We start from the raw sequence: 13,092 nt of genomic DNA on the forward strand, positions 1-13,092 counted from the left end.
ACCCCGGCCGACCGCCCCACCGAAGCCCGCCCAGCTCGACCGAACCCCCGTCGGGAAAGGCACCAGGAACACGCCCGCCCACCGCACCGCGGCACCGGCCGCACCCCGGCCGGCCGGCCCACCCAGGCCCGCCGACCGGCTCGGGCGGCCCCTGGAGGGGGTGGCATGAGCCTCGCACCCCGGGTGGTCCTCGTCCACCGCACCACCGAGTACGACGAGTTGGTGGCCCACCACGGCACCCACGGGCAGGCCGCCTTCTTCCTCTCCTGCCGCGGGCGGGACATCGAGGAGGTCGCCGAGCGGCACCGCCGGACCGGGCGGGCGCTGGCCGAGGTGGCCTCGGCGATTCCGCTGACCTGGCGCCAGGCCCGGGTCGAGCGGGCCGACCTGGACCGTTTCCTGTTCGGGCCCGAGGACGTGGTGGTCGTGGTCGGCCAGGACGGGCTGGTGGCGAACGTGGCCAAGTACCTGGACGGCCAGCCGGTGATCGGCATCGACACCGACCCCGGCCGCAACCCCGGTGTGCTGGTACGGCACCGGCCCGAGCATGCGGCCCTGCTGCTGGCCTCGTTCGAGGCCACGCGCGCCGACGAGCTGACGATGGTCGAGGCGGTGGCCGACGACACCCAGCGGCTCGTGGCGCTCAACGAGATCTATCTGGGAACCGCCGGTCATCAGACCGCCCGATACCGCCTGGGCCTCGAGGACGACGGGGGTGTCGTCGAGGCCCAGGCTTCCTCCGGGGTGCTGGTGGGCACCGGTACGGGGGCCACCGGCTGGCTGCGCTCGGTGTGGCAGGAGCGCGGCGCCCGGCTGACGCTGCCCTCCCCCACCGAGGACCGCCTGCTGTGGTTCGTCCGGGAGGCCTGGCCGTCACCGGCGACCGGGACCTCCCTGGTCGCCGGTGAACTCACCGCCTCGGCGGCCCTGACCCTCACGGTCGAGTCGGACCGTCTGATCGCCTTCGGCGACGGCATCGAGACCGACGCCCTGGAGCTGACCTGGGGGCAGACGGTGAGGGTCGGAGCCTGCGCCCACCGGCTCCGGCTGGTCGGCTGACCCCGGTGCCGGCCGGCCTCACAGCCGGGGGTCGACCGGCTCCGACTCCAGGGCCAGCACCCCGAACACCGCCTCGTGGATCCGCCACAGCGGCTCGCCTTCCGCGAGGCGGTCCAGGGCCTCCAGACCCAGCGCGTACTCGCGGATCGCCAGGGACCGCTTGTGGTTGAGGAACCGGTTGCGCAGCCGGGCCAGGTTGTCGGGGCGGGTGTACTCGGGGCCGTAGATGATCCGCAGGTACTCACGACCCCGGCACTTGATCCCGGGCTGGACCAGCCGGCCCTTCGGGTCGCGCACCACCGCCCCGAGCGGCTTGACGACCATGCCCTCGCCGCCCCGGCCGGTCATCTCCAGCCACCAGTCGACACCGGTCCGCACCGACTCCGGGTCCCCGGTGTCGACGTACAGGCGCCGGGTGGTCCGGAGCAGGCCGCTCGGGTCGTTCTCCACCAGCCGGTCCAGGAGGGCGAGTTGCTCGTCGTGCGGGAGCGCGGCGAGGCTGCGGCCCTGCACCGCCAGGATCTGGAAGGGGGCCAGGTGCACCCCGTCCAGGCCCTCGGTGGTCCAGCAGTACTGGCGGTAGGCGTCGGTGAACGCGGCCGCGTCGGCTGCGCGTCCACGCTGCCGGGAGAGCAGCCCGCTGACGTCCACACCGCGCGCCGAGGCGTTCTCCAGGGCGGCCAGCGCGCCCGGGAACACCGCGCCGGAGGCGGCGCCCACCGCCGCGTACTGGGTGCGCAGCAGGCCGCCGGCCTTGAGCGACCAGGGCAGCAGTTCGGCGTCGAGCAGGAGCCAGTCGGTGGCGAGTTCGTCCCAGAGTCCGGCCGCGTCGACCGCGGCGCGGATCCGGCCGAGGATCTCCTCCGTGACCGACTCGTCGTCGAGGAACGGGCGTCCGGTACGGGTGTAGAGGGAGCCGGTGGGGCCGGGCGCGACACCGAAGCGTCGGTGTGCCACCTCCGCGTCCCGGCACACCAGGGCCACCGCCCGCGAGCCCATGTGCTTCTCCTCGCACACGACCCGGGCGACCCCGTCCTCCGCGTACTGCGCGAAGGCCTCGGCCGGGTGCTCCAGATAGCCCTCGACGTGACTCGTGGCGGTGGGAGCCATCGTCGGGGGCAGGTACGGCAGCAGACCCGGGTCGATCGCGAAGCGGCTCATCACCTCCAGGGCGGCCGCCGCGTTCTCCTCACGGACCGCGATCCGGCCCTGGTGCCGGGTCTCCACGACCCGCCGGCCCTGCACGTCCGCCAGGTCGAGCGGGCGCCCGTCCTGGCCGCCGGGCGCCTCGGCGCGCAGTGGCCGGGCCGGCTCGTACCAGACCCGCTCGGCCGGTACGTCGACCAGCTCCCGCTCCGGCCAGCGCAGCGCGGTCAGCTTGCCGCCGAAGACGGCGCCGGTGTCCAGGCAGATGGTGTTGTTCAGCCAGCTCGCCTCCGGGACGGGCGTGTGGCCGTAGACGACGGCCGCCCGGCCCCGGTAGTCCTCGGCCCACGGGTAGCGCACCGGCAGGCCGAACTCGTCGGTCTCGCCGGTGGTGTCGCCGTACAGCGCGTGCGAGCGGACCCGGCCGGAGGTGCGGCCGTGGTACTTCTCGGGCAGGCCGGCGTGGCAGACGACCAGCTTCCCGCCGTCGAGGACGTAGTGGCTGACGAGCCCGTCGATGAACTCCCGTACCTGCTTGGTGAACTCCTCGCTCTCGCCGTCCATCTGCTCGATGGTCTCGGCGAGTCCGTGGGTGTGCTGGACCTTGCGGCCCTTGAGATAACGCCCGTACTTGTTCTCGTGGTTGCCGGGCACGCACAGGGCGTTGCCCGACTCCACCATCGACATCACCCGGCGCAGCACGCCCGGGCTGTCCGGACCGCGGTCGACGAGGTCGCCGACGAACACGGCGGTACGGCCGTCGGGGTGCACGCCGTCCGCATAGCCCAACTTGCCGAGCAGGGTCTCCAGTTCGGAGGCGCAGCCGTGGATGTCGCCGACGATGTCGAAGGGTCCGGTGAGGTGGGTCAGGTCGTTGAAGCGCTTCTCGGTGACGACGGTCGCCGACTCGGCCTCCTCGACACCGCGCAGGAGGTGCACCTTGCGGAAGCCCTCCCGTTCCAGATGCCTGAGGGAGCGCCGCAGTTCGCGGATGTGCCGCTGGATGACCCGGCGGGGCATGTCGGCGCGGTCGGCGCGGGCCGCGTTGCGCTCGGCGCACACCTCCTCGGGGATGTCCAGGACGATGGCGATGGGCAGCACGTCGTACTGCTTGGCCAGCTCGATCAGCCGGCGCCGGGACTCCTGCTGCACGCTGGTCGCGTCGACGACCGTACGGCGGCCGGCCGCCAGTCGCTTGCCCGCGATGTAGTGCAGCACGTCGAAGGCGTCCTTCGTGGCGCCCTGGTCGTTCTCGTCGTCACAGACCAGTCCCCGGCAGAAGTCGGAGGAGATCACCTCGGTCGGCTTGAAGTGGCGGCGCGCGAAGGTGGACTTGCCGGAGCCGGAGGCGCCGACGAGGACGACCAGGGAGAGGTCGGTGACGGGAAGAACCCGTCCAGCTGTCTGCTCGGTCATGCTGCCTTCGCCTCCTTCACGGCGGGAGCGGTGGTGGTCGTCCCGGCTGTGCTCATCTCGAACACAGCCATCTGGGTGGGCGGCCCCACCTCGGGGTCGTCCGGACCCACGGGAAGGAACTCGACCTGGTAGCCGTGGCGTTCGGCGACCCGGGCGGCCCAGGAGCGGAACTCCTCGCGGGTCCACTCGAAGCGGTGGTCGCCGTGCCGGACGTGTCCGGCGGGGAGGGTCTCCCAGCGGACGTTGTACTCGACGTTCGGCGTGGTCACCAGGACCGTGCGCGGGCGGGCGGCGCCGAACACGGCGTACTCCAGGGCGGGCAGCCGGGGCAGGTCGAGGTGTTCGACGACCTCGCTGAGCACGGCGGCGTCGTACCCCTTGAGCCGCTGGTCGGTGTAGGCCAGCGAGCCCTGGAAGAGCTTGACGCGGGCCGCCTGGCGCTCGCTGACGCGGTCGAGCCTGAGCCGGCGTGCGGCGATGGTGAGCGCCCGCACCGACACGTCGACGCCGACGATCTCGGTGAACGACGGGTCCTTCAGCAGCTCCTGCACCAACTGGCCCTGCCCGCAGCCGAGGTCGAGGACCCGGGCGGCGCCGGACCGGCGCAGCGCGTCGAGGATCGCCGCCCGGCGCTGCACCGCGAGCGGCGCCGGCTTCTCCTCCGCCTCCGTCTCCTCCCCGACCGCGTTGTCGATCTCCTCGACCTCGCTGTCGTCGGTCTCGGCGAGCCGCACCAGCTCCAGCCGCTCCATCGCCTGCCGGGTCAGCGACCAGCGGCGGGAGAGATAGCGAGTGGTGATGAGCTTCTGCTCGGGGTGGCCGGGCAGCCAGCCCTCGCCGGCGCGCAGCAGCTTGTCGACCTCCTCGGCGGACACCCAGTAGTGCTTGGCGTCGTCGAGGACGGGGAGCAGGACGTAGAGGTGGCGCAGCGCCTCGGCGAGGGTCAGCGCCTCGGACTCCAGGACGAGACCGACGTACCGCGAGTCGCCCCACTCGGGGAACGCGGTGTCCAGGGCGACCGGTTCGGCGCTCACCGTCCAGCCGAGCGGCTCGAAGAGGCGTCGTACCAGGTCGGGGCCGCCCCTGGCGGGCAGCGCCGGGACCTCGACGCGCAGCGGCCTGGTCTGCTCAGGGGCTTCGGGACGGGCCCGGCACACACCGCGCACCGCGCTGGAGAAGACGTTGCCGATCGCCACGGCGAGCAGCGAGGAGGCCGCGTACGGGCGGTCGTTGACGTACTGCGCGAGCGCCGCGTCGGGTGCCCCGCCGCGTCCCTTGCCCTTGCCGCGCCGGACCAGCGCCACCGCGTCGACCTCCAGGAGCAGCGCGGCGGTGCAGCGCTCGGCATCCGCCTCGGGGTAGAAGACATGCGCGATGCCGTAGGAGGTCGAGAACGTCTGCGCGTTGTCGGGATGCTTGTGCAGCAGGAACCCGAGGTCGGTCGCGGGACGTTCGGGGGTGCCGGTGGTGGTGATCGTCAGGAACACGGTGGGTCGCCTCGAAAAGGGTCCGGAAACAGTGCGAAAGCGCTGGTCGTGCGCTTGTGCGCGGTTCCAACGTACAGACGGCCGCCGTAAAGGGCCGCCGATTTTCTCCCGCGTTACCGGTCGGCCCGCTTCCACGCGCCGACGCCGAGCTTCCCGGTGGTCCCGAGATCCAGGCCCGGGGTGACCGTGACGGGCGCGGCGCCCGGCTTCGCCAGGACCCGTACGTAGGGCACGTTCACCGGCGTGCCCGCCAGCGTCGTGTTGCGCCAGATCAGGCCGGAGAGGGCGGTCTCACCGGGTTTCAGGACGAGCGGGACGGGCGGGCCGTCGAAGCCGGTTCCCGAAGCGATGGCCGCGCCGCCGTGCAGCATGCGTATGCCGTCGACGGGCCGGCGGTTGTCGTCCAGGAGGCTCAGTTCCGGGTAGCCGTCGAGCGGGTAGTCCCGCTCTCCGCAGTTCTCCAGGTGGAGCCCGACGACGCGCAGGCCCATCGCGGCGTCGCCGTCGTCGGCCCACACCCGCACGCCCGAGGAGGGGCAGGCACCCGTCCGGGCCGGCGCCTCGTCGGCGGGGACCTTTCTGACCTCGGCGACCTTCACCCGGGTCACCGGGGAGGCACCGGGGGCGAGCACGCCCAGGTCGACGGTTCCGCTGGTGCTGCGGCCCGGCTCGACGCCGCGCACGGTCACCTTCCGGGAGCCCATGACAGCGCCGGTGTCCGTCGTGAAGTCGAAGAGCACGGTGTAGGTCATGGCTTCGTCGCCGTCGTTGCTGACCTGGTAGGCGGCGGCGATGCCGGAGTCACCGGCCCCGGGCAGCGGGTCCGCGTGCACCCGGCCCGGCGTGGCGGACGGGGTCGGGCTCGGGGAGGCCGCGGGGATGGTGACCGAGGTGATCCGTACGCCGTCCACCGGCGGGTCGGTGACGGTGGCGCGGGGTGCCGGGACGTCCGCGCCGGCGCCGCGGCCGGTGTCCGCGTGCTCCGCGCCGCACGCCGTGGCCAGGAGAAGGGCGGCGGCGGGGGCGAGGAGACGGGGGTGAGGTCTGCGCATCCGGCCACCTCATCAGGGCGAACCCCGAACGACTGTGGTGGAAGCCATAGTTCCGGTCACAGCCGCGTCACAGCTGACCGGATGCGCGGCCCGGGTCGGTTACGACAGCTGCGACTGGACCTGGGCGGAGATCAGCTCCAGGTGGTCCAGGTCGGACAGGTCGAGGATCTGGAGGTAGAAGCGCTGCGAGCCGATCTCCGCATAGCGGCCGATCTTGTCGACGACCTCGGCCGGGGTACCGGCCAGGCCGTTCGTCTTCAGCTCGTCGACCTCACGGCCGATGGCGGCCGCGCGGCGGGCGACCTCCTGGTCGTCCTTGCCGACGCAGGCCACGAGGGCGTTGGAGTACGTCAGGTCGTCGCCCTTGCGGCCGGCCGCCTCGGCGGCGGCACGCACCCGGCCGAACTGGGCCGCGGTGTCCTCGATGGAGGAGAACGGCATGTTGAACTCGTCCGCGTACCGGGCGGTCAGCTTCGGGGTGCGGGTGGCGCCGTGGCCGCCGATCAGCACCGGGATCCGCGCCTGGGCGGGCTTGGGCAGCGCGGGCGAGTCGGTGAGGTCGTAGTAGGTGCCGTGGAAGTCGAAGGTCTCGCCGAGCTTGGTCTCCCACAGCCCGGTGACGATCGCCAGCTGCTCCTCCAGACGGCCGAACTTCTCCTTCGGGAAGGGGATGCCGTACGCCTTGTGCTCCTCCTCGAACCAGCCCGCGCCGAGGCCGAGTTCGACACGGCCGCCGGACATCTGGTCGACCTGGGCGACCTGGATGGCGAGCACGCCGGGCAGCCGGAAGGTGCCCGCGGTCATCAGGGTGCCGAGGCGGATCCGCTTGGTCTCGCGGGCGAGCCCGGCCAGCGTGATCCAGGCGTCGGTGGGGCCGGGCAGGCCGTCCGCGTCGCCCATCTTCAGGTAGTGGTCGGAGCGGAAGAAGGCGTCGAAGCCGAGCTCCTCGGTCGCCTTGGCGACGGTGAGGAGGGTGTCGTAGCTCGCGCCCTGCTGGGGCTCGGTGAAGATGCGAAGGTCCATGCGTCCATCCTGCACGGCCGCGGCCCCGTCGACCGCACCGGCACCGGCCGTCGCGCGCGTCCCCGCCAGGGTGAATATCGTCAACGGCGGGGCGGGGCGGCCCGGTGACCGGCCTCCGCGGTGATCGTTGGCTGGGAGGAGCCGGGCCGTCCGGCACCCGCGCCGGACGGTCCTCGCCGTCGCGCGCAGTTCGTGGCCCGCCTGCGGCGGGCCGGGGACACCGGGACGGCCGTGCGCGCCGGCGTTCCGGTGGCGCCGGGAGGGAGCGGCTCGAGTCGAGGCCGGTGCCGGGGGTCAGCCGTCGCGGACTTCCTCTCTTGCCGCCAGTTTGCGCAGCATCTCCAGTACCCGGTCCCGTGACTCGTCGGCCGCGTCGATGGCCTCCATGCACTGCCAGTACGTCGCCTCGTCGGCCGCCGCGCTGGCCATGCCGACCAGCGTGATGCCGACCTCGGCAAGGAGGCCACCGAGGGAGAGAAGCGTGGCACGCGCGTCGTCCAGTTCGGTGAGCTGGGCGGCACGCAGGGTGCCGGGGTCCAGGTCAGGAGCGCCCAGAATCCCGCAGCCCCGGCCCGCCAGCTCGGTCAGGCCGAGGGCCTCGCCGCGCAGCTCGGGCGGGCCGGAGACGGCCAGCCGGCTGCCGATCGCCTGGGCCAGGGCCTGGGCCTGCCACACCTCGGTCATCATCTCCGGTGCGCCGGCACCACTCGCCAGCGCCCGTCTGCTCGCCACGATGAGCCGCATCGCGTCCATCCGTCGCCCCGTCCCCGTCGGTCCGAACTGCCTTGCAGCATTCAGTAGTTCACTACCCAGAGTGAGGGTGCGCGAGACGTTGAGCCAGAGGAAGGGGGAAATCTGTGGACAACAATTCGGATTCGGGCGGCTTACCGGCTACCGAGCGTTACCGGAGTATCGCACTCCCCCCGTGACCCCCCATGACCGCTCCGTCAGGCGGGCGGGAAGCGCTTCTCGTTGCGCTCGATCTTCGCGGCCAGCGCGGCCAGCGGGTCGATGTCCAGGACCCCGCAGAGCTGGAGCAGATAGGACAGGACGTCGGCGACCTCGTCCGTGACCTTGTGGGCGGTGTCGGGGTCGTCCATCACCCGGGCGGACTCCTCCGGAGTCAACCACTGGAAGATCTCGACCAGTTCGGAGGCCTCGACACTGAGGGCGGCCACCAGGTTCTTGGGCGTGTGGTACTGCCGCCAGTCACGGGCGGCGGCGAACTCGGCCAGCCGGTGCTGGAGCTTCGCCACATCGAGGGGTTCTTCGTCGCTCACGCGTCCAGGTGTACCACTGTGATCGCGCCGGCTTCGGCGGCCCACGTCGCGTCGCTCACCGCGCCGACGAAGCGGATGTGCCCGCGTTCGCCCATCAGGACGGCGGTGCGCAGGAGTTCGGTGCGCTGGCGGGGGTCGAGGCAGCGGTCCAGGCCGTCGGCGAGGACGGTGAGGCTGCGCATGGCGTCGGGGACCTCACCGGGTGCGTCGACCTCCAGGACGCCGGGGCCGGTGAAGAGGACCAGGGCGAGGGCGAGATAGCGCAGCTCGCCGTCGCCGAGCCGCGCCAGCTCCGATCGGTGGCCGTCGCCGCGGTCGAGCAGCCCCCGTACCGTGCCGTCGCCGAGCGGCTCGGCGAGCAGGTCGGTCACGGGGCCGGCGCAGCCGGTGCGCACCGCTTCGACGAGCAGGCCATGCCGGCGGCCGCACTCGGAGCGGGTACGCCACAGGACGTCGGCGAGGTTGTCGCAGCCGCGCAGCAGGCGCCCCGAGCCGGTGAGGACGGCGGTGCGCATGCCCTCGGGGCGCGGGTCACAGGCGAACACGGACCGCAGGGCGACGACCATCTGTTCGGCGGCGGCGAGGACCTGGCGCTGCCCGTCGGTCTTCCCGGCCACGCGCAGCGGCAGCAGGGCGGTGCCGAGCCGGTCGTCGGGCAGCGGGGCCCTGGTCACCGGGGAACTGCCCGCCGTGTGCCAGGCGGCCTGTACGGCCCGCCGTCCGGGGTCGCGCAGGGCGGTCTCCAGCAGCACGAGACCGCCGGCGCTCAACCGTTCCCCGACGATGCGGAGTTCGGGCTCGGCCTGCACGGCGACATCGAGCCGTACGGGCCCCTCGGCGCCGTCCGCCGTACACCCGATCCGGAACCCCCGGCGCCGCTGCGCGTCGGGCCGCGCCCGCTCCGGCACCAGCGCCACCGGATCGGGAAACACCTCCGCGACCGAGGCGCCGCCCCCCAGCCGCGCCAGCGCCTCGTAGGCCGCGAGCACGGCGGACTTCCCACTGCCGCTGGGCCCGGTGAAGAGAGTGACCGGCCCCAGCGAAAAGCTCGCCCCCCGATGCCGCCCGAAAGCGGAAAGCCGAAGCTCGGTGACCCGGGGCCGTGGGTCGCGCCGGGGGGTGGCTACGGAGGCCGCGGGAGCGGCAGCGGCGGAGTGAACACCGGCCGGGCGGGCGGACGATGCCGCGGCGGCAGGAGCAGAAGTGACGGAGGAGGCACCGGCCCGGCGGCCGGACGATGTCGCGAGGGGCGGAGCGGCGGTTCCCGTGGCCGGCGGCTTCGCGCGGCGGTCCGACCGGGCGCGGGGTACCGTCTCCTGCGGTTCGGCGGGGGTGGCGGTGCGGGGCCCTCGGGGGCGTTCGGGTCCAGGGCCGTCGGGGAGCGTCGGGGCGCTCGATGGTGCCGGTGGTGGCACGGCTTCGGACGGCGTCGGCGTGTCGCCTGGGCCGGAACCGGCGGACGGGGCGGGGCGGGACGCGGGCGGGACGGAGGGCACGGCCATATGCGGACCGTAGGGCTCCGGACGGTCGGTGAACCGTTCCGCCGACGGGACCTTCCTACGATCGGGGGATGCGCGCCATCACCCCGTGGCCGACGCGCCGACCGCCACCCCTCGGGCGAAGAGGCCCGCCGGCCCGCCCCCCCTCCCCGTCCTCCGGCGAGGTGGTCGTGTCGGTGGCCGTGGCCCTGCCGTCGGACGGGGCCTCAGCCCCCGGACACCCCCGCTCCCTCCATCAGCCCGCTGACCTCCGTGCCGGGCGGGGTGAGGAGGAACACGTTGCGGTCCACCCGGTGCATTCCGCTCGCGAGGCCGAACACGACGCCCGTGCTGAAGTCGAGGACGCGCTTGGCGGTCTCCGTCTCCGCGCCGGTCAGGTCGAGCAGGACCGGTATCCCGGCCATCAGCGTCTCGGCGACCTCGCGCGCGTCGGCGAAGACGTTCACCCGCAGCACCACGAAACGGCGCCGCGTCTCGGTCTCCGCGTCCGGCAGCGCCCGATGGCCCACCGCCGACGGCCAGGCGTCCCGGCCCCGCAGCGGCACGACCTGGGCGAGCCCCTCCCACTGTTCATCGGTGACGTCGTAACGGCTCACCGGCTCCCCCTGACCTGACTCGCACTCGATGCCTGCACCAGCCAATTCTTACGCCAAGTCACCCGTTCGGCCCAACAGCGACACGAAGCGCGAACGACTGTGGGCACTCATGCGAGGAAGAGGCGATTTTGTCACTATTAGGGCAATTGCCCCGCATTGGGGGCTTCTTACCGCCCTCACACCGGACTCTTCTCCTCCTGCGACGCCCCACTCACCGCCCGGGATTAGCGTCCGAGGCGTGCACTTGGCAGAAACACAACAGGTGACACCCGACCGGCGGACACAGTCGGCGGTGTCCGCCGCCCCGAGGGAACCCCGAGATTCCGGAGCCCCCGCACCCTGGCATCGCGTCCTGACCCTCCTCGCCGACATAGGGCTGTTCATCGGCACCCGCTCGTTCTGGACGCAGGCGGCCACGCACCACCTGGCCCTGGCGGCCCTGATCTCCGTCTGTTACGCCTCGATCCTGGTGACCGGCGTACTGACCCTGACGGTCCGCACGACCCGCTCGCTGGCCCGCCTCGACCTGCTGGTCCTGGTCACGGCGGTGACCCTCACCCTGTGCGCCTGGGCGCTGAACCACAACGGCGGCGACGAGGGCGTCCTCACCACCCAGGCCGCCAGGGAACTCGTCGCCGGCCACGCCGTCTACGGGCAGCCCTGGCCCTGGCTGTTTCACGGCACGGGCATCGCCGTCACGCCGACCACAGGCGGCGGCTACGACTACACCTACGGCTATCCCCCGCTGGCGCCGCTGCTGACCGTCCCGCTGTTGTGGCTGGGCCACTCCGGCACTCCGGCGACGGCGGTGTGCACGGGCGCGCTGATCGCCGGCACGATCACGCTGTGGCGGATGCTCCCGGCGCCGTGGCGGTCCGCGGCGACGCTGGCGTGCCTGGGGTTCGGTTTCCTGTCGACGTACGCCCGGGTCGGCTACCCGGCGATCATCGGGCTGGCCCTGCTGATCCCGGTGGTGGTGCGCTGGCCGCGGACCGGTGCGGGCGGCCGGCTGGGCACGGCCGGCATCGCCCGGGCCGCGTGCCTGGGTGCGGCCTGCGCGGCACAGCAACTGCCCTGGTTCGTCACGCCGTTCCTGCTGGCCGGGATCTACGCGGTGCGGCGCGGGGAGCTGGGCGGCCGGGCCGCCGCTCTGGTGGTGCTGCGGATCGCCGGCGTCGCCGTCACGGTCTGGCTGCTGATCAACACGTACTTCATCGTGTCCGAGCCCGGCCGCTGGCTGGGCGGGATCGCGCTGCCGCTGACCCAGGGCGCCGTGGTGCACGGCCAGGGCCTGGTGGACGTCACGCTGTACTTCACCGACGGCAGCGACCGCATCGACTGGTACTCGCACGCCAGCATGCTGCTCGCGGCGGCCCTGCTCGCCCTGTTCGTGCTGTTCGTACGGCGGCTCGGCCCGGTCGCGACCGTGCTGCCCTGGCTCGCCTTCTTCCTGGCGACCCGCTCCCAGGACGGCTACTACCTGCTGATGACCCCGCTGTGGCTGGCGGCCGCCGTCACCGCGCCCCTGCCGGAGTTCGAGCGTGCCTGGCAGCCGCGTCCGGCCTTCCTCACCGGGTCCCGCCGCCGGCCCGTCCTGGTCGCGGCGGTCGCCCTGCTGTTCACCCCGGCGCTGGTGAGCGCGGCCCTCGCGGTGTCGGGCAGGCCGCCACTGCGGATGGAGATCACCGCCCTGCGCCGGGCCGAGCGGTCGGCCGCGGTGGTCCGGGCGATGACGCTGAAGGTGGTGAACACCGGGAGCGCCCCGCTCACCCCGCACTACACACTCACCACCGGTCAGGGCATGAGCAGGTACTGGCTGCTGGTACGGGGCCCGGCGACGATTCCCGGGCACGGCACGGCGAGCGTCGAACTCCGGCCGCCGGACGGCCGGTTCGCCGTCCCCACCAAGCCGAGCACCCGGATCCGGCTGCGCGCCTTCACGGCGGACCCGCAGACCCTGTCCAGCCAGTACGTCACGCTCGGCCGGACAGGCCCCGCACCGTCGGTCAGGCCGCCGCGCGGGTGAAGCGCAGGGTGGCGGTCACCGTGGTCGGGCCGCCCATCATGCGCATCTGGTTGAAGGTGACCCCGAACTCCTCGCGCGCCACCGTGAACTCGGTCTCCAGCGTCAGCCCGTCCGCGTCGGCCGAGACCAGCTTCGCGGTGACCTGCTGCGGCCTGCTGACGCCCCGGACGGTCAGCTGACCGTCGACGTGCACCCCGTCGCCCGCGCCCCGCTCGGCGCCGCGCACCGCGAAGGTGATCTCCGGGTGGTTGGCGGCGTCGAAGAAGTCGGCCGAGCGCAGATGGTCGTCCCGCTTCTTGTTCTTGGTGTCCAAAGAGGCCGCGTCGATCGCCAGCGTGCCGGTGGCGCTGCCGTCGGCGGCGACCTCGCCCCGGCCGGTGACGCCCGTGAAGGTGCCCTTGACGGTGACCAGGCCCCACACCGACTTGTGCCGGACGGCGACGGTGGAGGCGGTCGGGTCGAGCTGCCAGAGGCCGGTTTCCACGGTGACGGTCATGGCCGTGCTCCG

General features: G+C 73.0%; 11 protein-coding genes. 2 read left to right on the forward strand and 9 right to left on the reverse strand.

All coding sequences use genetic code 11. The features are described from left to right. Nucleotides 1-165 precede the first annotated feature (165 nt). On the forward strand, nt 166-1,059 hold the full coding sequence (locus tag ACZ4N4_RS11450) for a hypothetical protein (protein WP_467587015.1): 894 nt from the start codon (nt 166-168) through the stop codon (nt 1,057-1,059). Nucleotides 1,060-1,077: 18 nt separating this feature from the next. Here the strand turns inward: ACZ4N4_RS11450 and ACZ4N4_RS11455 are convergent, their stop codons facing one another. From ACZ4N4_RS11455 to ACZ4N4_RS11490, 8 genes are all read right to left on the reverse strand, one after another. Continuing rightward, nucleotides 1,078-3,621 (reverse strand): polynucleotide kinase-phosphatase, encoded by a 2,544-nt coding sequence (locus ACZ4N4_RS11455; RefSeq protein ID WP_467587018.1) that lies wholly within the window; start codon nt 3,619-3,621, stop codon nt 1,078-1,080. Then, nucleotides 3,618-5,108 carry a 3' terminal RNA ribose 2'-O-methyltransferase Hen1 gene (locus ACZ4N4_RS11460; protein WP_453566104.1) on the reverse strand — a complete coding sequence of 497 codons (1,491 nt, stop codon included), beginning with the start codon at nt 5,106-5,108 and terminating at the stop codon, nt 3,618-3,620. The genes ACZ4N4_RS11455 and ACZ4N4_RS11460 overlap by 4 nt, the downstream gene beginning before the upstream one ends. A gap of 113 nt (nt 5,109-5,221) precedes the next feature. Further along, nucleotides 5,222-6,160, reverse strand: a complete 939-nt coding sequence (locus ACZ4N4_RS11465) for a DUF4232 domain-containing protein (RefSeq protein WP_467587022.1) — start codon at nt 6,158-6,160, stop codon at nt 5,222-5,224. A gap of 99 nt (nt 6,161-6,259) precedes the next feature. After that, a complete protein-coding gene (locus tag ACZ4N4_RS11470; RefSeq protein WP_467587024.1) occupies nt 6,260-7,183 on the reverse strand; it encodes an LLM class F420-dependent oxidoreductase in 924 nt (307 codons plus the stop codon). Between the two features lie 294 nt (nt 7,184-7,477). Beyond that, on the reverse strand, nt 7,478-7,936 hold the full coding sequence (locus ACZ4N4_RS11475) for a DUF6099 family protein (protein ID WP_360488929.1): 459 nt from the start codon (nt 7,934-7,936) through the stop codon (nt 7,478-7,480). Nucleotides 7,937-8,130: 194 nt separating this feature from the next. Then, nucleotides 8,131-8,463, reverse strand: a complete 333-nt coding sequence (locus ACZ4N4_RS11480; protein ID WP_467587026.1) for a nucleotide pyrophosphohydrolase — start codon at nt 8,461-8,463, stop codon at nt 8,131-8,133. Continuing rightward, entirely contained in the window at nt 8,460-9,965 is a 1,506-nt protein-coding gene (locus tag ACZ4N4_RS11485; RefSeq protein WP_467587029.1) for an AAA family ATPase, read from the reverse strand. Before ACZ4N4_RS11485 ends, ACZ4N4_RS11480 begins: the two co-directional genes overlap by 4 nt. Before the next feature lie 203 nt (nt 9,966-10,168). Next, entirely contained in the window at nt 10,169-10,558 is a 390-nt protein-coding gene (locus tag ACZ4N4_RS11490) for a cell division protein SepF (protein ID WP_360488923.1), read from the reverse strand. A 238-nt stretch (nt 10,559-10,796) separates the two neighbouring features. Here ACZ4N4_RS11490 and ACZ4N4_RS11495 point away from each other — a divergent pair, with 238 nt between their 5' ends. After that, nucleotides 10,797-12,584, forward strand: a complete 1,788-nt coding sequence (locus tag ACZ4N4_RS11495; RefSeq protein ID WP_467587030.1) for a hypothetical protein — start codon at nt 10,797-10,799, stop codon at nt 12,582-12,584. On the opposite strand, the gene ACZ4N4_RS11500 is transcribed toward ACZ4N4_RS11495, so the two are convergent. Then, entirely contained in the window at nt 12,565-13,080 is a 516-nt protein-coding gene (locus ACZ4N4_RS11500) for a YceI family protein (protein ID WP_467587033.1), read from the reverse strand. The two genes, ACZ4N4_RS11495 and ACZ4N4_RS11500, sit on opposite strands and share 20 nt — an antisense overlap. Nucleotides 13,081-13,092: the final 12 nt, after the last annotated feature.

The sequence above is a fragment of the Streptomyces sp. NPDC026538 genome, assembly GCF_055567535.1.